Below are 19,531 nucleotides of genomic sequence, written 5' to 3' on the forward strand. Positions count from 1 at the left end.
CCCAGCCTTTTAGCGAAGTATACTGCATATGGATGCATGGCAGCCAGATTCGGCGTCCGGTGTCATGTTTATGGCATCAGAAATAAGCCTCCAAAGGAAGCTTAAAAAATATTCAGTTGCCTTTTTTAACATAGAAGATGCGGTTCTGGCATTGTACAAGGCTGCCCTGCCGGTAAAGGAATGATCCTTCCGCCGCAGGAAGAACACCTGCAGATATCCTTATTGTAAAGCAGCCGGATCATGGCAGGGGCATCCAAATCTTTCAGCCTTGCGATATACTTTCTACAGCCGAGGAGATTCCGGCACAAGGTGATCTTCTTATTCTTGTTCCGGGATGACAGCAGGCCATAGTGGCGTATCCGGACAAAACGCTTTGGCGGGACATGCATCAGAAATCTGCGGATAAACTCCTCACCGGAAACCGTAATCTCCTCCCACTGGCCCTGGTTTTTATAATCTTTTGCAGTAAATGTGACCATAGAATCCGTCATGCATTTGATACGATAATTGCTGATGGCAATCCGGTGTGTGTACCTTCCAAGGTACCTGATGACGGATTCCGCGCCATGGAACGGCTTCTTACAGTAGGGTATCCATTCTTTTTTGTAACAGGTATCCAATAATTCCTGTAAGGCATAATGGTTCCTGTAAGGCTCTGCCGTACCGTGGAATTCGAGTTTTCCATCTTTCCATAGCTGTTTCAGTTCAGCAAGATATTTTCCGCGGAACAGCCGGGAGACCACCCTGACCGGAAGGAAGAAGTCCTCCCCGCTGCCTTTCCAGTGATTTCCTGCATCCAGCCCGCCTCCCAGAACAATGGCATGGATATGGGGATGGAAGTTCATGGCGCTCCCCCAGGTATGCAGAATGCAGATATAGCCGATGTCAGCGCCAAGGTATTTCGGGTCAGCCGCAAGTTCACGCAGGGTATCGGACGCGGCATGGTAAAGCGCTGTATATAAAAGTTTCTGATTGCTGTAGATAACAGGGTTCAGATTTTCCGGCACAGTGAATACCATATGGAAATATGGCGCGTCCAGCAGATCCTCCCTGCGCGCGTCAACCCATTTTTCTTTCGGGAATTCCTGACACATAGGGCAGCATCTGTCACGGCAGGAATTATAGTGGATGGAAATACAGCCGCAATCCTCACAGACGCTCACATTTACGCCAAAAGCACCGGTCTTGCAGTTCATGATGTGGTAAGCCGCCTTTCTCTGGGCAGGGGAAACATCATGGGAAGATGCATAGGAAGGATAAAAACGGTTAAAAACATCCTGGATTGTGCAGTCAGTGTTCATTCCTCACCGCCTTGCGGACCATCGAACGGGCTGCGGATGCCGAGGAGGGTCTTGTTGCTTACATGGAGGTAGACATCGGTAGAGCGGGGATCCACATGCCCGAGAAGGGACTGGATATATTTGATATCGGTCCCGCTTTCAAACAGGTGGCTGGCAAAACTGTGTCGGCACGCATGGGAAGAGACACGGCGGGTAATACCGGCAAGCCTGGCGCTTTTTTTAAAGAACTGGTTCACACTGGTTATATCCAGGTATCCACCAGTCCAGGAGCTTGGGAAAAGTATCCCCCTGGGCCGGCCGCATTTGTACCAATACTCGGTAAGAAGGTCAAGATTCTTCCGGGAGAGGATGGTATACCTGTCGATCCTGCCTTTGGTTTCACGGACATGGATGGTCATGTTGGTACGGGAAATGTCATCGTAATGGAGATGGACAGCCTCTGAGACGCGTAATCCGGAAGAGTACATCGTCGCAATGATAGCTTTATGCTTCAGGTTTTGGGTGGCCTCAATGATCGCGTTTATCTCATTACGGCTCAGGACGGCGGGAAGGTTCCGTTCCCTTTTCATGGCAGGAACTATGTCATCATCCCAAAGGATCCAGAGCACTTTTTTGTAGAAGAACTTAATTGCTGACCGATAGTGGTTGTGAGTTTCGGGAGACCTGCCTTCCAAACGTTTGGCAGAGAGGAAACTTTCCGCATCGTCAAGTGTAAGCTCAGAGGCGGTTTTCCCAATACAGCGGAGAAAGTAATTGACATTGGCACAGTACAAGTTTATGGTACTTTCCCGCAGGTTCCGTTTTTCCGCTTCATAGCGGATAGATTCAAAAATATCATCGTACATAATAAAACCTCCTGAAATAAGCAGCGTTGATCGTGGCAGCTGCCTGTCAGGAGGGGCATTGGCATCATAATTCCGCTTGCGGAAGACACCAAAAAATGCTATTGTATTCATAGGCAGTGGAGGTTTCCGTATTTGGTTGTTTTGTGTGGTAACTTAACAATACCGTATTGCGGAAGATTTTTCCACTGCTTTTTATTTAGAGGAACGTAAAAACTGCGCCACAGCCTTGGCAGGCCATCGCGTAGCGATTTTGTTCAATTTCAATTTATCGTTCTGTTTCTTCCATTTTACCACAATTCCGAGAGCGTGGAAATAGAGAGTTTTTCGGGCGGATTTCCTACCTTTCGGACATACGGCATAGGCGGTCAAAAAAGTGTAGACTTGAGATAGTTCATCAATGGACAGTACCTTGAAAACAGAATGACCGTCCGAAAAGGAATATCCGGTGGGGGAAGCACGCAGGGAGCCGACTTCTGGACAAAGTGTCCAGAAGTCGCTTCGGGCCACAATGCCCCGAAGCTGTGGGGAGCGTGCCAACGCCGGAAATCCTTTCGTGGAGAACGGCAACGGAGAACAGACGGAGGGACGCATGATAGAAAATCCATATAAACGCCTACCGCCGTTAGAGCGCAAGCCGGACGGCACTCCCTACCGCATGACACCAGCACAGCGCAAGCAAGCCAACGCCTTAATACGGCGGGAGTGCTGTAACTGTGAGGACGGCAGCTGCATTGTCCTTGACGATGGGGACACCTGCACTTGCCCGCAGATGATTTCTTTCTCTGTCTGCTGTAAATGGTTTCGGTGGGCGGTCTTGCCGCTTGCCGGAACGCTGGAAGCGGAGATTTACCGGGACAGGGACTTGAAACGCTGTGCGGTCTGCGGCGGCGTGTTCGTCCCCAAATCCAACCGGGCTAAATACTGCCCCGACTGCGCCGCCAGAGTTCACAGGCGGCAGAAAACAGAAAGTGAACGGAAAAGGAGGTCTGCTGTGGACAGTTAGACAGGAAAAAAGCCTTGATTTACAAGGCTTCGCAAGCCCCAAACCGGGGCGGGTGGTATCAAGTATCATCTTCCCCGGAAAACGGGCTTCTAACCGTCCACAAAACACGCTATGACAAACACGATTTACATTCATCAGCCGGAAAAGGCGTTCAGCTTCACCCGGCTCCCGAATTTCCTCTTTGAAGCACCTACATTCCAGCCCTTGTCCAACGAAGCAAAGCTATTGTACGCCTTTATCCTGCGGCGGGCGGAGTTATCCCGCAAGAACGGGTGGGCGGACGAGTACGGGCGCATTTACCTGTACTATCCCATCTGTGAGCTGGTGGAATTGCTCCACTGTGGACGGCAGAAAGCCGTCAACACCCTGCGGGAGTTACAGTATGCGGAGTTGATTCACATTAAGAAACAGGGCTGTGGAAAACCCAACTGTATTTACCCAAAATCCTATGAAGCGGTTTCAAACACCGACTTCAAGAAATCCGGTTTTGGAACGCGGGAGGGCTGAAAACCGTACCCGACAAGTACGATAATCAATCCTCTTGAAGTACGGAAACCGGACGGTATATAGAAATACAGAGATTAAAAATATTTTATTTATATCTATTCCATTCCAATCCTATCAGAGATAGTTTCGGCGGGATTTTCCCTGTGGAAAACCCGCCGGAAAGGAATGGAATGGGGAAAGGAGCAGAATGTCACAACACGCAATTTTGCGGTTTGAGAAGCACAAGGGCAACCCGGCAAGGCCGCTGGAAGCCCATCACGAAAGACAGAAAGAACAGTACGCCAGCAATCCTGATATTGACACCAGCCGGAGCAAATACAACTTCCATATTGTCAAGCCGGAGGGACGCTATTACCACTTCATTCAGAGCCGTATCGAACAAGCCGGGTGCCGCACCCGCAAGGACAGCACCCGGTTTGTCGATACGCTGATAACCGCCAGCCCGGGGTTTTTCAAGAAGAAATCCCCAAAGGAGATACAGGCGTTTTTCCAGAGGGCGGCAGAGTTTTTAATCGGGCGGGTAGGCCGGGAAAATATCGTGTCGGCGGTGGTACACATGGACGAGAAAACGCCGCACCTGCATTTGACCTTTGTTCCGTTGACAAAGGACAACCGCCTGTGCGCCAAAGAAATCATAGGCAACCGGGCGAATTTGACGAAATGGTAGGACGATTTTCACGCCTACATGGTAGAGAAATACCCGGATTTGGAGCGTGGGGAGAGTGCCAGCAAGACAGGCCGGAAGCATATCCCCACCCGGCTTTTCAAACAGGCGGTTTCCCTCTCCAAACAGGCCAGAGCCATTGAAACCGCCCTTGACGGCATTAACCCGCTGAACGCCGGGAAGAAAAAAGAGGAAGCCCTCTCCCTGCTGAAAAAATGGTTTCCACAGATGGAGAACTTCTCCGGGCAACTGAAAAAGTACAAGGTCACGATAAAAGACCTTTTGGACGAAAATCAAAAGCTGGAAGCAAGGGCAAAGGCCAGTGAAAGCGGCAAAATCAAAGACCGCATGGAACGGGCGAAGCTGGAAAGCGAACTGGAAAATATGCAAAGGCTGGTTGACCGTATTCCGCCGGAGGTGCTGGCGGAACTAAAACGGGGTCGGCATTATGGAAAGGAAAGGTGATTTTATAAGTATCAGATACAAAAAGGAAACAGAGGTCGTAACTTTTCAGGGAAAGGAGATCACGCTGAAAAATCTCTCCCCGGTGTTCACGCCGGAGCAGGAAGCGGCCAAACGCCGGGAACTGGAACAGCAGCTTTATGAGGTGTTCCGCAAGTATGCCGACAGACGGCAGAATGAGGAAGCCAGGGCGTAAGGTTTTCCGAAGCCATCGTTGATTTGCGGGGCTGCTGGCGGTATAATATAAGTGTCAGCAGCTCCGTTTCTTTTTCAAGAAAAGGAGCGACAACATGAACAATAGAATAGACGCGATCTATGCAAGACAATCGGTAGACAAAAAGGACAGCATTTCCATTGAAAGCCAGATTGAGTTTTGCAAATATGAATTGAAAGGCGGGAACTGCAAGGAATACACAGACAAAGGGTACAGCGGCAAGAACACAGACCGCCCGAAGTTTCAGGAACTGGTGCGGGATATTAAGCGGGGCTTGATTGCAAAAGTCATTGTTTACAAACTTGACCGTATCAGCCGTTCCATTCTGGATTTTGCCAATATGATGGAACTGTTCCAGCAGTACAATGTGGAGTTTGTGTCCTCTACGGAAAAGTTTGATACCTCTACTCCGATGGGGCGGGCTATGCTGAACATCTGTATCGTGTTCGCCCAACTTGAACGGGAAACGATACAGAAGCGGGTGACGGACGCTTACTATTCCCGCAGTCAGCGGGGCTTCAAAATGGGCGGGAAAGCCCCTTACGGCTTCCATACCGAGCCTATCAAAATGGACGGTATCAACACAAAGAAGCTGGTAGTAAACCCGGACGAAGCGGCCAATATCCGGCTGATATTTGAGATGTACGCCCAGCCCATAACCTCCTACGGGGACGTTACCCGGTATTTTGCGGAACAGGGGATTTTGTTCTACGGCAAAGAACTGATACGCCCCACGCTGGCGCAGATGCTACGCAATCCCGTTTATGTGCAAGCGGACTTAGATGTGTACAAGTTTTTCAAAAGTCAGGGGACGGCCATTGTCAATGACGCCGCCGACTTTACGGGAATGAACGGGTGTTATCTGTATCATGGGCGGGATGTAAAGGCCAGCAAGAAAAACGACTTGAAAGACCAAATGCTGGTGCTGGCTCCCCATGAGGGCATTGTCCCGTCTGAAACATGGCTGGCGTGCCGCAAGAAGCTGATGAACAACATGAAAATCCAGTCCGCCCGGAAAGCCACCCACACATGGCTGGCGGGAAAAATCAAGTGCGGGAACTGCGGCTATGCGCTTATGAGTATCTTCAATCCGTCCAGAAAACAATATCTCCGCTGTACGAAACGGCTGGACAATAAAAGCTGTCCGGGCTGTGGGAAAATCATCACCTCCGAACTGGAAGCGGTGGTCTATCAGCAGATGGTGAAGAAGCTGGAAAAGCACAAGACGCTGACGGGCAGGAAGAAAGCGGCAAAGGCCAACCCGAAAATCGCCGCCCTGCAAGTGGAACTTCTCCATGTGGACAGCGAGATTGAAAAGCTGGTGGACAGTCTGACGGGCGCAAACAATGTCCTGCTCTCCTATGTGAATGTGAGGATAGCGGAACTGGACGGGTGCAAGCAGGAACTTGTGAAGCAGATAGCCGAACTGACGGTGGAAGCCATCAGCCCGGAACAGGTCAGCCAGATTTCCGGTTACCTCGATACATGGGACAGCGTATCCTTTGACGACAAACGGCGGGTAGTGGATTTGATGATTACTACCATCGCCGCCACAAGCGACAGCTTGAACATTACATGGAAAATCTGACGGGCGCAACCGCTCCCGTCAGACCGTTACCCTGTGTAGTCTCTTGTAAACTGTACTTTCCTGCGCCATAAAAATCAGCTTATCCCGCAATCCGGCTGCGGGAGCCATCTTCCCGCTCACGCCGCAGGCAAATATCAGTCCAGATACAGCAAAGCCTCTGCCAGCGCCAGTATGGTCAGCGACTGCCCGTAAGCCATGGGGGCAATCAATATATTCCTATAGTGGTCCGCGTCATAACCCATGCCGGTGCCGCCGGACACATTGAGCACAGTGCCGTCCCTGTCAATGTTGTCCAGAATGGCTTCCACTGCCTTCCAGGCGCAGGGCAGATAGGAATCGTCCAGGATTCCGCAGCGGATTCCCTTGAGAATTCCCGCGGTGATGGCGGCGCTGCCTGACACTTCCTCATAGCTGTCCCCGTCGGTCAGCACCGTGTGCCACAGGCCGCTTTTGCCCTGAAGTCCCTTAAGGGCCTCCACCTGGGCCTTATATGTATCCACCACAAACTCCTTTACACCGGCATTCATGGTACCCTTGAACATGTCGATATAATCCAGTATTCCTAAGGTAAACCAGCTGTTTCCCCTGCACCAGTAGATACCGCCGAAATTATTCCTTTCATTGAAGGTCCATCCATGGCAGAACAGTCCTGTCTCCTTGTCGCACAGATACTTAATGTGCATCAGCACCTGGTGGATGGACTCGTCAATCCATGCCTGGTTTTGGTATTTCTGCCCCATCCGGTTGAGAAAGAGCACTGTCATGAAAATGGTGTCAATCCACATCTCATTTTCATTGAGCCGCACTCCCTGACGGTCCCCGTTGGCGCTGGTCACATGCTGGAATCCCCTTTCCCTGGTCCTGGGCAGGCAGTTCATGAGCCAGTCCGCCCATTTCAGGCACAGCGCTTCAAATTCCTGGTCGTGATAATACTCGTTAAGCTCTGCCAGGGTGAGAAGGGGCGTGGTGGTATTGATGTTTTTTGAGGGAAGCCCTTCCCTTATATTGTCCTTGAACCACTGGTACAGGAACTCCTTATAATCCTCGTTTTTCCGGGCCTGCATGATTCTTAACAGGCCGTACAGTCCCACGCCCTGGGGCCAGTCCCATTCCCGGATTCCAAAATCCCGTTTGAAAAAGCCAATGGCCTCACCGCCCTCAGCCAGCTCCTCCCCGTTCTCCGGTCCGCCCAGATTCATGAGCTTTTCAATGACAAGGTCCAGCTTATCCTGCACTTTCTTTCTATCTGCCGTCCTCATTTTTACACTCCTCATTCTGATTCCCTATCCTCCCTATTTTAACAATCCCAGGACACCGGGGAGCCACATGCTGAATCCGGGCACAAAGGTTATGAACATCAATGCCGCAACAATCGCTGCAAAGAACGGAAGCAGCTTCCTCATCACGTCCTCCACCTGCAGCCTGGCAACGCTGCAGCCCACAAATAGTACATTTCCCACCGGAGGTGTGATGGTGCCGATGGACAGGTTCATGACAATCATGACGCCAAACTGGATGGGGTCCATTCCCAGGCTCTTTACAATGGGAAGGAAAATAGGCGTGAATATGAGCAGGGCCGGGGCCATGTCCATAAAGGTTCCCACAATCAGCAGCGTTATATTGATGATTAACAGTATGACAATCCGGTTATCGGAGATTCCTAAAAGCAGGCTGCTGATGGCCTGTGGCAGTCCTGTGAAGGACAGGACAAAGGACAGCACAGAGGACGCTCCGATAATCAGCATGACGATGGTAGTCATAACCGCTGTGTCCACCAGTATCTTGGGGATATCCTTAATCTGAATACTCTTATAAACAAATACCGACAAAAGGAAGGCGTACACAACTGCCACGCCCGATGCCTCGGTGGGTGTGAAATAGCCGGAAAGGATGCCGCCAATGATGATGACGATGAGGAACAGGCTGGGAATGGCCTCCCATATGGTCTTTGCAATGATGGACGCGGTCAGCTTTTCCCGCTTCATCACATATCCGTGCCTTGCGCCGTAGACGCAGGCCACCGCCATGCAAAGGGCTGCCCACAAAAGTCCCGGCACCCAGCCCGCCATGAGAAGGGCCGCAACAGAGACACCGCCGCTGGCAGCTGAATACACGATAAAGGAGGCAGTGGGGGGAATCAGCTGGCCTACAGGCGCGGTGGCTATGTTCACGGCTGCTGAAAAGCCCTTGTCGTATCCCTGCTCCTCCTCCAGCGGAAGCATGACGCCTCCGATGGCTGTTGCCGCCGCTATTCCTGAGCCGGATATGGAACCAAACATGGCATTGCCTGCTATGTTGGTCATGGCCAGGGAGCCGGGAACCTTGCCCAGAAAAAGCATGGCCAGGTTAATCAGCCGTTTTGCTATGCCGCCGCTGCTCATGAGCAGTCCTGCCAGAACGAAGAAGGGCACGGCCAAAAGTGTAAAGTTGTCGATGCCGCTGACAATCTTCTGGGCAGAAACAAACATTCCAAACCCGGGTGTCAGAAACATGATGATGGTCAGCAGTGACGCTGAAATGATACTGAATGATACCGGTACGCTCATGGCCAGCATGAGAAAGAATACCAGGACCAGAACAATGGCTGCCTGAATTTCCATACTATTTTTCCTCCTTTAATTCCTTTGTGAACATGATGAGACGCTGCAGGCAGTATAACAACATCAGAACGCCGCTTATGGGTACGCAGATGTAATATACCTGCATGGGCAGCTCCATGGCCGGTGATATCTGTCCGGCCGAGTTAATGGTCACCATGACGCCTCCCGCTATCATCACAAAGACGCTGATGAACAGGACCAGAAATTCGATTCCTATTTTTGTACTGGTCAGGTTCTTTGGCTTAAATGTCCTGGTAATCAGGTTAATGGACAGGTGGCTCTCCTTGCCGTAGGCATAGGGCACCCCCAGCATGGTAAGCCATATGAGCATGTATCTTAACAGTTCTTCCGTATATTTGCTGGGATTGTGCAGCAGGAAGCGGGTGATTACCTGCCAGAAGCACCCCACTACCATAAGCGCCACCAAAATGGCCAGCACGGTTTCCAGGAAACGGTTCAATATTTTCATCATCTTGCTTTCCCCCTTTTACTCTGCATACTTCTGGATATCGTCATACAGTGCCTTATAACTCTCGCCCTTTGCACAGAATTTGTTATGGATGGGCTGAACCGCCTGTATAAACGCAGTCTTGTCTATGTCTCTGTAAACGTGCACACCGTTGGATTCGGCCTCTTCCATGGCCTGGTCCATCATTCCGTTGTAGAGCTGCTTGAAGCTCTCGTTGGTCTTTTCAAATCCCTTTACCAGGTAGTCCTGCTGCTGCTTCGTCATACGGTTCCAGGTCTTGGTGCTGATGATGTAGATGTCCGGGGAGTACTGGTGCTCCGTATATGTATAGGATTTCACCAAATCCTGATGTCCGTCCACGGTAAGGGCCAGCTCCGTATTCTCCGCGCCGTCCACGATTCCCTGCTGCAGTGAAGCGTATGTCTCTCCCGCCGCCATGGGCACCGGGGTTCCTCCCATGGCCTCAATCATATCCATGGAGGTGGTGTTGGGCATGGAACGTATCTTCTTTCCCTTTAATGCAGACGGTTCCACGCAGGGCCTGTCTTCCTTCAGATAGAAGTTCCTGGCGCCATTGGCATAGTAGCCTATGGCTATGTAGCCATCCTCCTCCGTGGACATAAACAGCTCTTTAACCTTCTCTGATTTCTGCATGGCATCGTAATAATGCTGCTGTCCGTTAAAAAGATATGGTACGGCAAATATGGAGTACTCTTCTTTAAACTGCCCCAGGGTGTTGGAGCTGACCTTGGCCATGTCCAGGATTCCCGCCTTCACCATCTCGATGATATCCTTTTCTGTCCCAAGGACGCCGCTGGGATAAATCTGTACCTCCATGTTCATGGATGCATCCTCTGCCGTGATATCTGATATCAGGGCAATGGAATCCGCTATCTCGGAGCCGGCCGCCTGGTTGTGGGCCAGTCTGATTACCAGCTTGTCGCTGGCCTTTGCACTTGTCACCTGGAAAAAGGTCACACATATTACGGCTATGCTTAAAAGCGCTGCCGCGATACCGATTGTTTTCCTGCAAAATTTCATGTTCTCTCTCCTTTTCATACGTGATTCACGCTGAATTGCTGCTGTGCTTTTGTTTGACTAGATTAATCTTCTTTATTCCGCCTATTTCTCGTACAGGAATTTCTCAGGCAGGTTCACATGGAAATCCACTGCCAGATTTCTGAAATCCTGTGGTGTGATGGTCTGGAGCTTGTCCGGACGGATGCTCAGCACCTTTACCAGGATTTCCGCCGACTTCTCAATGGTATGCATCAGGCCAAAGGTCAGATCAAAGTCCTCGCCCGCGCAGAACAGGCCGTGGTGGGCCCATACAGCTGCGTCGTACTCTTCCATCAGCCTGCTGGTGGCCACGGCAATGTCACGGCCGCCCGGCACCATCCAACCCACCACGCCTACGCCGGCCGGGAATACCACCGGGCATTCCGTGGCCATTTCCCACAGTTCCCTGGTAAACACCTCGTCTGTCAGCGGCAGGACAAAGGTCAGCGCAATGATGTTGGCCGGATGGGCATGGTAAATCACCCTGTATCTTCCCTCTGTTGCCTTCATCTTCACCTCATGGTTCATCAGATGGGTGGGCAGCTCGCTGGTGGGCCTTCCGCCCTTTACAAGTCCCCAGCAGATGCGGTAGTTCTCCCCTGCCTGGTCCACTTCTATGATGCAGCAGTTGGTCTCCGGTTCCAGAATCATGTTGCGCATAAACCTGCCGCTTCCCGACACCATGAAATATTCCCCTGACAGGGCAGGAATACGAGTGCCGATGGGCTGCCACTTCCCGTCATAAGAAAGCTCCTCCTTCACGGACGCCACTTCCTCCGGTTTGATGCGGTAGCTTAAGTTGCCGCCGTTCCTCTCATGCCAGTTCTGGTTAAAACCATCATCACATACACGTATGAAGCCTTTTGCAAAGGCTGTGTCCAATACCTTCATTTTCTAATCCTCACTCTCTTTCTTTTGCTAAGATTCATTCTTCTGAATTTATGTTACAGGGATTAACCGCCTCCGGCTCCTTGAACCGTATTATCCGCGCTTTAAGAGCACTTCCTTCTCGTAGGCTTCGGCTTCCTTAAACCACTGCTCCTTCACCGGAACCTGGTTTATCTGGCAGAAATAATCCCATACGTCCCCAAATGGATATGTTTTAAGCTCTTCCTGCTCCATCATAAGCTCCGTAAACCTGCGCTCCTCCTGAAGCTTTGCAAGCTTCTCATTTGGCATCAGCAGGGCGTATAAAAGGGCCTTCTGCATGTTTCTCATGCCCACCACCCATGCGCAGATTCGGTTGATGCTGGCGTCAAAGAAGTCCAGGGCCAGAAGCACCCTGTCCGGGTCATTCCTGACGATTTCCTTGGCAATCTCCCTTGTCTCGTCGTCAAAGAGCACCACATGGTCGCTGTCCCAGCGCACGGGACGGCTTACATGGAGGGCAACCTTGTCTGAAAACAGCAGCATGGAGGATATCTTATCGGATATCATTTCCGTGGGGTGGAAATGGCCGCTGTCCAGCAGGCACATGATTCCCCTGGCTGCCGCATAGTTCATATAAAACTCATGGGATCCCACGGTACAGCTCTCCATGCCAATGCCGAACACCTTGGATTCCACTGCGATAAGCACCTTGCTCTTGTCGTAATCCATGGCCAGAATCTGGTCCAGGGAATCCTTAAGCCTGGCCCTGGGACTCATGCGGTCGGCCGGAATATCCTTGAAGCCGTCGGGAATCCAGATATTCATGGAGCAGGGACTTCCCAGCTCCTGGGCAAAGTACTGGGTAATGCGCACACAAGCCTTGCAGTGGTTAATCCAAAATTTTCTGATTTCAGGGTCCTCACTGGACAGTGTGGCATTCTCAGCCTTTGGATGGGAGAACATGGTTGGGTTAAAATCCAGTCCCAGGCCTCTCTCCTTGGCATATTCCACCCACTTTGCAAAATGCTTTGGCTCCAGTGAGTCGCGGTCCACTTTTTCCCCATCCGGGAAAATGGCGTAGCTGGCATGAAGGTTGATTCTGTGCTTGCCCGGAATCAGGCTGAGCGCCTTGTCAATATCCGCCATAAGCTCCTGGGGATTCCTGGCCTTTCCCGGATAGTTGCCCGTTGCCTGGATGCCGCCTGACAGACTGTCCGCGCCCTCAAATCCCATAACGTCATCCCCCTGCCAGCAATGCATGGAGACAGGGATGTTCTTAAGCCGCTCCACTGCAGCGTCCACGTCAACCCCTAATCCGGCGTAAATTTCTTTTGCTGATTCATATCTTTCCTGTATATTCATAGTTCTCTCCTTTTCATTATCAAATCTTACTCAAATATCGGTCAACTGTTAATCCAAATGAAACACCGGTACAAAATCCACGCATATCGGACTGTTGTCTGCATGGGTTTCCATGATGTCAGCCATATAGTCCCACCATCTGCGGTTTATGGGCGTATCTGCTGATTTGGCCCAGAGCTCCTCGTCCTCCACCTCCAGATACCCATAGAGCACATTGGTTTCCCTGTCCAGAAAAATGCTGTAATTATGTCCGCCGTACTGGTGTATCATCTCTTTCATCTCAGGCCACAGCTCATTGTGGCGCTTCTCATATTCCTCTGCCATACCCGGATTGAGGAACATCTTAAATCCCTTCCTTACCATACGTTTCTCTCCCTTCGTCAAATCCTTCAGCGTAACAGTCTGGGCTGTTACCATTTAGCAAACCTTCTCAGAAGGTTCATAGGTCTTGATTTCAAATGAGCGGAAAATACTGTCCCTGGCCTCCTTAAGGCTCTTAAACTCCTTCCCCTCTATCATCTGCGCCGCCAGGTTGCCGATGGCCGTGGCTTCCGTGGGCCCCGCGTATACGGTCTTTCCTGTGGCCTTTGCCGTCAGGCGGTTTAAGTAGTCTGCATTGGCTCCGCCTCCCACGATATGGATGCAGTCATAGCGCACGCCTGTAAGGGCCTCGATTTCCTGGCAGCAGATGCGGTAGCAGTCCGCCAGGCTGTTGTAAATCACAGCCGCCATCTCCCACTTAGTCTCAGGAACCTGCTGTCCGCTCTCCTCACAGTATGCCTTCACCGCGCCGCACATGCTCTCAGGAGCCAGAAAACGGCTGTCATTGCAGTCCACGATGGAGGAAATGGTTTCGTGGGAAGCCCTCTCGCATATCTCGCCAAAGGAGTAATCCTCCCCTGATTCCTTCCACTCCTTTTTCACGGACTGAATCATCCACAGCCCCATGATGTTCTTAAGGAAACGGTACCTGTACTCATATCCGCCCTCGTTGGTAAAGTTGGCCTCCATGCTCATCTCCCGGCATTCAGCGTCCTTAAGCTCTGTCCCCATCAGAGACCATGTGCCGGAGCTGATATAGAGCACATGGTCGCGGTTGGACGGTACGGCCGCCACGGCGGAACCAGTGTCGTGGGTGGCCGGAAGCACCACCCGGCAATCCAGTCCTGTCTCTTTCTTCACATCCTCACTGAGCCTTCCCACCACGGTTCCCGGCATGGACAGCCCGCCAAAAAGCTTCTGCGGATATCCCAGAGTCTCAATCAGTTCCCTGTCCCAGGTACGTTCAGAGGGATTGACCAGCTGAGTGGTGGTGGCATTGGTGTACTCCTGTTTCTTTACCCCGGTCAGCAGGAAGTTTAAGTAATCCGGTACCATGAGGAAGCTTTCCGCCTGGGAAAGGATATCGGGCTGTTTTTCCTTTACAGCCATCAGCTGGTAAACCGTGTTAAAAATCTGTTTCTGGATACCGGTCCTCCGGTACAGTTCCTCCCTGGAAATCCGTTCATATACCTTTAAATCCATTCCCTCGGTACGCCTGTCCCTGTAGCCGGCCGTCTTGCCCAGCACATGTCCCTGTTTATCCAGAAGTACAAAGTCCACGGCCCAGGTGTCGATGCCCATGCTCTCCGGGTTGATGCCCAGTTTTTTACATTCTCTCATTCCGGCCTTGATTTCCTCAAAAAGCCCATTGAGATTCCAGCACAGAGTCCCGTCCACCATTTCCATTCCATTGGAAAAACGGTAGATTTCCCGAAGGTTCATCCTTCCATTCTCCATCCACCCCAGGATATGGCGGCCGCTGGACGCCCCTATATCCACTGCAAGATAATAACGGTTCACTGTCCTACCTCCTCGTTATGAGCACTTGGCGTCTGTCTTTTAGACGCTTACGTGCGATACATGTCACTGGCACTTAGCGAGGTCTTTTACGAGCTTAGTGCAGTGACTCATTGCTTCCATGATATAACAGATAAAGCAAAAAAATAAGAACGGCATTTATGAAAAAATGCGTCCTTATTTGTACATAAACACAATTTGAAACTGAGGGGTATTCCATGCCCGGGACATTCTATCCGGTCTTCCTGTACTCCCTGGGCGACATACCGTAATAGGTCCTGAATATCCTGTAAAAGTAGCTGGTATTGTCATACCCCACAGCAAAGCTCACATCCGCCACCGGCATACGCGTATTGTGCAAGAGAAACGCGGCCTGGTTCAGCCGCTTAATCTGCAGCAATTCCTTGTAATTGCGGCCCAGCAGGCGGTTTATGGCCCGGCTGAGCCAGTATACGTCATATCCCATCAGGGCTGCCAGCTCTGTCAGGCTGCCCTCCCGGTAATGCTCGTCTATGTAGCGCAGCACCTGTAGGGTGAGCTGCTGCTCAAAGGATTGTTCGTTGTCGCGGTTTACCCGGATCCGTCCCGTATAATGCATGAGATGCCGCAGCAGCAGGCCCATGGTGGTCTGGTTCATGGCCTGCATTCCCTCCCGCTCATGCATAAGGGACCACACCAGGTTCTCCACCAGGTTCTGGACCGGCAGCACATCCGCTATCTGGAAATGAAGATAGCGTCCATACCTGGTATCATCGCAGAGACATCCCACGATAAAATCCCGCAGCAGGTTCTCCTCCTCCCCCATCATGCGGAAGGCCGTGTCAAAGAATTCAGGAAGAATAATGAAGTTCACCGCAATGTCATCCTGCCCGGCAGGCTGGATTTCCTGGACCGCGTGCTGGTTTAAAAACAGCAGCTCCCCTTCCTTAAGCTTCAGCTCCCTGCCGTCCACCACATGGGTGGTCTCCCCCCTGCACATGTAGATTACCTCCACATAGTTGTGGGTGTGCTCCGGAAAATGCACAAAACGGGTATGGGGCCGGATGGTAATAAGCTGTCCGGCCTCCAGTAGCTTATCGCTGTCAATGACCATGTCCTCGCGGTCCATATACAGGGTTCTGTCAATATCCGCACTGCCTGCCAGTATCTTCTGTTCTTCTTCCGTAATGACGCTTAGGCTTTGAATCAGCTCCTGGTTCATGTAAATCCTCTTTCTGTATTGGAGAAAACTGACGAAAAGCAATTTTCAGACACGCATTAGTGCCGCCCGGCGCGTCAGCCGTATTGATTGAATCAGCTTCACTCAAAGAATCCGGTAAAATTATTTTCCGGTATGCCTTTTTTGCAAAGATATCCATATCCATTACCCAGATGTCACTGTCAACCAACGAAACCTTACTCTCGCCGCTATATGATGTTAACCGCATATCCGAACATATTTCTAATGAAAACCCATGATATGACATATATTGATTCATGAGTTTCATAAAATCATCAAATTTACTCATCCTTTGTATCTTCCATCTGAAATTTCAATTTATCAAGTGCAATACTGGCGTCTACTAGTTGAGAAAGCATCTCGGTTGGGTCCTCTGTCACATTCTTAAATCTACACCCCGATTCAGATATTTCAGACAAATAGTAGGTACACTTATCGTCCCTTTCATACTTCTCAGCATAATACTGCAATGCCTCCACAAAATGCGGACTATGGGTTGTAAGTATTATGGTAAGCTCAAATACTTTCTGCAAAAGTACGATAATCTCCGCATAACGAAGCTGCCAATCCGGATGTAAATGAATTTCCGGCTCATCTAAAATAAGTACATCCTTCTGTTTCAGGCTTCCATTTTCCAATAAGGTTTTTATTATTACAAACGATTTCAACCCTGTGGACAGGTTATTTATATTCAACCTCTCACCAATTTCACGCTCCTTATAATAATAGGAATGGCTCTCATCCATTAAAAGGGTTCCCGATGATATCTGGTTGATTTTCTGCAGTACCTCCTGTACTTTATCTTCAATCAGCTCCAGCTGTACAATATCCTCAACCACATCAGACTTTCTTTGCAGTTTTTTAATTGTATTCCTTTCCGTTTCATCCGTTCTAATCTGAATAGTATTCAAAGAATCCAGTACAAAAGGATTATCCAGATAGACTGCCTCGTTCAATATATTCACTTGCTGCCGCAACTCAGTACAATTGTTATTTGAAAATATAATCGAAATAGTCTTATTGCCAATTACCGCATCAATCGCAGCACTGGCTGATGGCTGATAAATATTATTTATCTCCGAATAAAAAATACGATTGAAATAAGCTGACACTACCGATTTTGTCAATCTCTCTATCGGCAAATGTCTGATCCTGTCAATTTCACCATTAATGTCCTCTAAAGTTTCATCTTCGTTTGTTTTTTTATCTTTTAACATACCAGCAAATTCTTTGAGGATTTGTTGCTGTTCTTCCTCCGAATCCAGTATGGCAAGTTCTTCCGCATAGCGTATCATCCGGTTATGAAATCTGGAAGCCGAACCAAAATACCCATCACTTTGCATTGATATATCTTCCATTTTTCTCTTCAATACTTGATATATTAAATCCCGTTTCTGCTTTACGATTTTTTCTTCTAAGTTTACCAATGAATTAAACAACGAAAATACAATCTTGCCAATCGTACTTTTTCCTGTATTATTATTACCCGCAATGATAGTGATTCCATTTAACTCCAGGTCCGCTTCTTCTATTTTGGCAACATTCCTAATTCTTAATTTCATCTCAATCTCCTTGAACGGCGCTGTCATTTTGTTTACAAATTAGTATAACAAAAGGCAGACACTTTGAAAAGCCTTTCATGTACAATGTTTACTACAATATGTTCAAAAAAAGCTTTCCTCCCCCTGCCAAAGGTTCGGAAAGCCTTTCCTTTTATTTATATCCAAAATTCGGAATCCCATTCCACCTGCGTCTGAGGCCATGGGCTGCCAGCTTGGGAGTACGCTCCCTGGTAAAGATTCCCTTGCGGTTGCCGCCCACACGCATGGGCCCCTGTACCGTTACAAAATCAGCGAAATTCCATATATGTTCTCCTATGAAGAAGGGACGTTTATCATTCTCACAGTTAATCCGCTCATAGTACTGGTCCTGGTATTCCTCACTGAACATTCCCGGCACCATCTGATGGATGCCCGCCACTGCGTCGGCCCCGTATTCCGTCAGCATAACAGGCTTTTCCTGTTCCGCCCAGAAATCCAGTTCCATGTTCCATCCATTACAGGCAGCATCCAGGTCGCCGCCCAGGTTATACCAGCCATAGTAGCGGTTCAGGCATACCACGTCCATGGTCCTGGTGGTGATATCCTTTGTGTAGTCATTCTGGCAGCACACCAGCGTCACAGGACGGTCCTGCGGGTCCTCCCTGTGGGCCAGCTCATAGAGGGGATGCCAGTAGTCATATGCCTCCTGGGGATAGTGCTCCAGATCCGGCTCATTTCCCAGGCTCCACATCACCACGCAGGGGTGGTTCTTGTCCCTCTTAATCAGGTCCTTTATAACCTGCTCATGGTGTTCCCTGGTGCCGCAGGCATAGGGATTTCCATTTCCGCCCATGTTCAGTCCCACCGCAGTTGTCTCGTCAATTATCACGATTCCTTCCCGGTCGCACAGGTCGTACATCTCCTCCGCATATGGGTAATGGCTGGTGCGGAAGGAATTGGCTCCCAGCCAGTGAATCAGGTTCACGTCCTTTACATCCAGACAGAGGTCCAATCCCCTTCCCCGGAAAAAGGAGTCCTCATGCTTTCCGAATCCCTTGAAATAAAAAGGCTTTCCGTTGAGCAGGAACTGTTTTCCCTTTACCTCCACAGTACGCAGGCCAAAGTGCTGTTCATACATATCCGCTCCATCTTTCCCTGTCAGGGTGACGCGGGCAGTATACAGGTAGGGTGTTCCCGGCCATGGTTCCCACAGGCGTGGCTCCCGGATGGTCATGGTTCCTTTGCGCCCATGGGACCGTGCGGCCACATTTCCCTCCCGGTCAAGGACCTGAACTTCCACATCTCCCTGTCCGTCTGTCTCTATCTCATATTCCACGTTTCCCTCCAGGTCAGGCACCAGAGTAATGTCTTTAATGAACTGCAGGGGCGTGGTATAGAGATACACGGGCCTGAAAATGCCTGCATAGTTGAAAAAGTCAAAGTTAGGGCGGTTCTGCAGCTTCTGCTCCCGCTTGGCCTGCTCCACGCTTGGAATGCCCGCATTGTCAGAACCGAAAAACGCTGTCTCTGTGGGGTCATTTCCGGCAGGCAGGGTGGAATGGTCCAGCCGGTTATCCACTGCCACGGTGAGAAGCAGGCTGCTTCCAGGCTCTGCCAAATCCGTTATCTCTGCCTCAAAGGGCAGAAATCCGCCCTTATGGGTACAGAGCAGGGTATCCCCCAGCCACACCATGGCACTGTGGGCCACCGCGCCGAACCGCAGCCACAGTCTCTGCCCCTTAAGCAGAATGGGCACGGTAAGCGTCCTCTGATAATAGGCCCACCCATAATGGTCCCTGTATTCCATTACATCCTTCTGGTCATTGTAGCTGGCCGGCACCGCCACAGGCTCCCCGTCTCTTAAGACTCCAGGCATGGGGGCCTGTGCCGCCGAAGTCTCCTGGTCCAGCTTAAAATTCCATATTCCTCCCAGTTCAACGGCCATGCGGCTTTCATTCTGTCTCACGCTTAACATGGTGATATCCTCC

At 50.3% G+C, this 19,531-nt stretch carries 18 protein-coding genes and 1 pseudogene; 5 read left to right on the forward strand and 14 right to left on the reverse strand.

Translation table 11 applies throughout. The features are described 5' to 3' along the window. Positions 1-125: 125 nt before the first annotated feature. Both G614_RS0107005 and G614_RS0107010 read right to left on the reverse strand, forming a co-directional pair. Positions 126-1,301: an IS91 family transposase gene (locus tag G614_RS0107005; RefSeq protein ID WP_027641388.1), complete on the reverse strand. Its 1,176-nt coding sequence runs from the start codon at positions 1,299-1,301 to the stop codon at positions 126-128. Next, positions 1,298-2,146 (reverse strand): tyrosine-type recombinase/integrase, encoded by an 849-nt coding sequence (locus tag G614_RS0107010; protein ID WP_027641389.1) that lies wholly within the window; start codon positions 2,144-2,146, stop codon positions 1,298-1,300. The genes G614_RS0107005 and G614_RS0107010 overlap by 4 nt, the downstream gene beginning before the upstream one ends. 589 nt (positions 2,147-2,735) lie before the next feature. Between G614_RS0107010 and G614_RS0107015 the strand changes: the two genes are divergently transcribed. The 5 genes and pseudogenes from G614_RS0107015 (at position 2,736) to G614_RS0107035 (ending at position 6,584) form a co-directional block, all read left to right on the forward strand. After that, positions 2,736-3,149, forward strand: coding sequence for a cysteine-rich VLP domain-containing protein (locus G614_RS0107015; protein WP_027641390.1), 414 nt, complete (start codon positions 2,736-2,738; stop codon positions 3,147-3,149). Between the two features lie 111 nt (positions 3,150-3,260). Further along, positions 3,261-3,656, forward strand: a complete 396-nt coding sequence (locus tag G614_RS0107020; protein WP_027641391.1) for a replication initiator protein A — start codon at positions 3,261-3,263, stop codon at positions 3,654-3,656. Between the two features lie 187 nt (positions 3,657-3,843). Beyond that, positions 3,844-4,785: pseudogene (gene mobV, locus G614_RS26975) on the forward strand (MobV family relaxase). Next, positions 4,769-4,978 (forward strand): hypothetical protein, encoded by a 210-nt coding sequence (locus tag G614_RS0107030; RefSeq protein ID WP_027641392.1) that lies wholly within the window; start codon positions 4,769-4,771, stop codon positions 4,976-4,978. The pseudogene mobV and the gene G614_RS0107030 overlap by 17 nt, the downstream one beginning before the upstream one ends. Positions 4,979-5,072: 94 nt before the next feature. Then, complete coding sequence (locus G614_RS0107035) at positions 5,073-6,584, forward strand: recombinase family protein (protein ID WP_027641393.1); 1,512 nt, start codon at positions 5,073-5,075, stop codon at positions 6,582-6,584. 134 nt (positions 6,585-6,718) lie between these two features. Here G614_RS0107035 and G614_RS0107040 read toward each other — a convergent pair whose 3' ends face one another. The 12 genes from G614_RS0107040 to uidA form a co-directional block, all read right to left on the reverse strand. Then, positions 6,719-7,858, reverse strand: a complete 1,140-nt coding sequence (locus G614_RS0107040; protein ID WP_027641394.1) for a glycoside hydrolase family 88/105 protein — start codon at positions 7,856-7,858, stop codon at positions 6,719-6,721. 18 nt (positions 7,859-7,876) lie between these two features. Then, a complete protein-coding gene (locus G614_RS0107045) occupies positions 7,877-9,184 on the reverse strand; it encodes a TRAP transporter large permease (RefSeq protein ID WP_027641395.1) in 1,308 nt (435 codons plus the stop codon). A gap of 1 nt (position 9,185) precedes the next feature. Continuing rightward, positions 9,186-9,656 carry a TRAP transporter small permease gene (locus tag G614_RS0107050; protein ID WP_027641396.1) on the reverse strand — a complete coding sequence of 157 codons (471 nt, stop codon included), beginning with the start codon at positions 9,654-9,656 and terminating at the stop codon, positions 9,186-9,188. A gap of 15 nt (positions 9,657-9,671) precedes the next feature. After that, the gene (dctP, locus tag G614_RS0107055; protein WP_027641397.1) at positions 9,672-10,694 is read right to left on the reverse strand and encodes a TRAP transporter substrate-binding protein DctP; all 1,023 of its coding nucleotides are present in this window, start codon (positions 10,692-10,694) and stop codon (positions 9,672-9,674) included. Between the two features lie 81 nt (positions 10,695-10,775). After that, entirely contained in the window at positions 10,776-11,603 is an 828-nt protein-coding gene (rhaD, locus tag G614_RS0107060; protein WP_027641398.1) for a rhamnulose-1-phosphate aldolase, read from the reverse strand. A 90-nt stretch (positions 11,604-11,693) separates the two neighbouring features. Further along, complete coding sequence (locus tag G614_RS0107065) at positions 11,694-12,944, reverse strand: L-rhamnose isomerase (protein WP_027641399.1); 1,251 nt, start codon at positions 12,942-12,944, stop codon at positions 11,694-11,696. Positions 12,945-12,992: 48 nt separating this feature from the next. Further along, positions 12,993-13,361 carry an L-rhamnose mutarotase gene (gene rhaM / locus G614_RS0107070; protein WP_027641400.1) on the reverse strand — a complete coding sequence of 123 codons (369 nt, stop codon included), beginning with the start codon at positions 13,359-13,361 and terminating at the stop codon, positions 12,993-12,995. After that, on the reverse strand, positions 13,362-14,786 hold the full coding sequence (rhaB, locus tag G614_RS0107075; RefSeq protein ID WP_027641401.1) for a rhamnulokinase: 1,425 nt from the start codon (positions 14,784-14,786) through the stop codon (positions 13,362-13,364). It abuts the gene before it with no gap. Positions 14,787-15,015: 229 nt separating this feature from the next. After that, a complete protein-coding gene (locus tag G614_RS0107080; RefSeq protein WP_027641402.1) occupies positions 15,016-15,984 on the reverse strand; it encodes an AraC family transcriptional regulator in 969 nt (322 codons plus the stop codon). Further along, the gene (locus G614_RS32525) at positions 15,905-16,291 is read right to left on the reverse strand and encodes a hypothetical protein (protein WP_242828018.1); all 387 of its coding nucleotides are present in this window, start codon (positions 16,289-16,291) and stop codon (positions 15,905-15,907) included. Before G614_RS32525 ends, G614_RS0107080 begins: the two co-directional genes overlap by 80 nt. Further along, positions 16,284-17,564 (reverse strand): AAA family ATPase, encoded by a 1,281-nt coding sequence (locus G614_RS0107085; RefSeq protein WP_027641403.1) that lies wholly within the window; start codon positions 17,562-17,564, stop codon positions 16,284-16,286. The genes G614_RS32525 and G614_RS0107085 overlap by 8 nt, the downstream gene beginning before the upstream one ends. A gap of 151 nt (positions 17,565-17,715) precedes the next feature. Then, positions 17,716-19,518 carry a beta-glucuronidase gene (uidA, locus tag G614_RS0107090; RefSeq protein ID WP_027641404.1) on the reverse strand — a complete coding sequence of 601 codons (1,803 nt, stop codon included), beginning with the start codon at positions 19,516-19,518 and terminating at the stop codon, positions 17,716-17,718. Positions 19,519-19,531 lie beyond the last annotated feature (13 nt).

The sequence above is a fragment of the [Clostridium] clostridioforme AGR2157 genome, assembly GCF_000424325.1.
Lineage (GTDB): Bacteria > Bacillota > Clostridia > Lachnospirales > Lachnospiraceae > Enterocloster > Enterocloster clostridioformis_A.

Bases quoted from the DNA above. Each gene is read 5' to 3' on its own strand.
- uidA (WP_027641404.1), bottom strand. From the start codon at position 19,518: ATGTTAAGCGTGAGACAGAATGAAAGCCGCATGGCCGTTGAACTGGGA.
- rhaM (WP_027641400.1), bottom strand. From the start codon at position 13,361: ATGGTAACAGCCCAGACTGTTACGCTGAAGGATTTGACGAAGGGAGAG.
- G614_RS0107030 (WP_027641392.1), top strand. From the start codon at position 4,769: ATGGAAAGGAAAGGTGATTTTATAAGTATCAGATACAAAAAGGAAACA.
- G614_RS0107035 (WP_027641393.1), top strand. From the start codon at position 5,073: ATGAACAATAGAATAGACGCGATCTATGCAAGACAATCGGTAGACAAA.
- G614_RS0107010 (WP_027641389.1), bottom strand. From the start codon at position 2,146: ATGTACGATGATATTTTTGAATCTATCCGCTATGAAGCGGAAAAACGG.
- G614_RS0107045 (WP_027641395.1), bottom strand. From the start codon at position 9,184: ATGGAAATTCAGGCAGCCATTGTTCTGGTCCTGGTATTCTTTCTCATG.
- G614_RS0107065 (WP_027641399.1), bottom strand. From the start codon at position 12,944: ATGAATATACAGGAAAGATATGAATCAGCAAAAGAAATTTACGCCGGA.
- G614_RS0107015 (WP_027641390.1), top strand. From the start codon at position 2,736: ATGATAGAAAATCCATATAAACGCCTACCGCCGTTAGAGCGCAAGCCG.
- rhaD (WP_027641398.1), bottom strand. From the start codon at position 11,603: ATGAAGGTATTGGACACAGCCTTTGCAAAAGGCTTCATACGTGTATGT.
- G614_RS0107080 (WP_027641402.1), bottom strand. From the start codon at position 15,984: ATGAACCAGGAGCTGATTCAAAGCCTAAGCGTCATTACGGAAGAAGAA.
- G614_RS0107005 (WP_027641388.1), bottom strand. From the start codon at position 1,301: ATGAACACTGACTGCACAATCCAGGATGTTTTTAACCGTTTTTATCCT.
- G614_RS0107085 (WP_027641403.1), bottom strand. From the start codon at position 17,564: ATGAAATTAAGAATTAGGAATGTTGCCAAAATAGAAGAAGCGGACCTG.
- G614_RS32525 (WP_242828018.1), bottom strand. From the start codon at position 16,291: ATGAGTAAATTTGATGATTTTATGAAACTCATGAATCAATATATGTCA.
- G614_RS0107040 (WP_027641394.1), bottom strand. From the start codon at position 7,858: ATGAGGAGTGTAAAAATGAGGACGGCAGATAGAAAGAAAGTGCAGGAT.
- dctP (WP_027641397.1), bottom strand. From the start codon at position 10,694: ATGAAATTTTGCAGGAAAACAATCGGTATCGCGGCAGCGCTTTTAAGC.
- G614_RS0107020 (WP_027641391.1), top strand. From the start codon at position 3,261: ATGACAAACACGATTTACATTCATCAGCCGGAAAAGGCGTTCAGCTTC.
- G614_RS0107050 (WP_027641396.1), bottom strand. From the start codon at position 9,656: ATGATGAAAATATTGAACCGTTTCCTGGAAACCGTGCTGGCCATTTTG.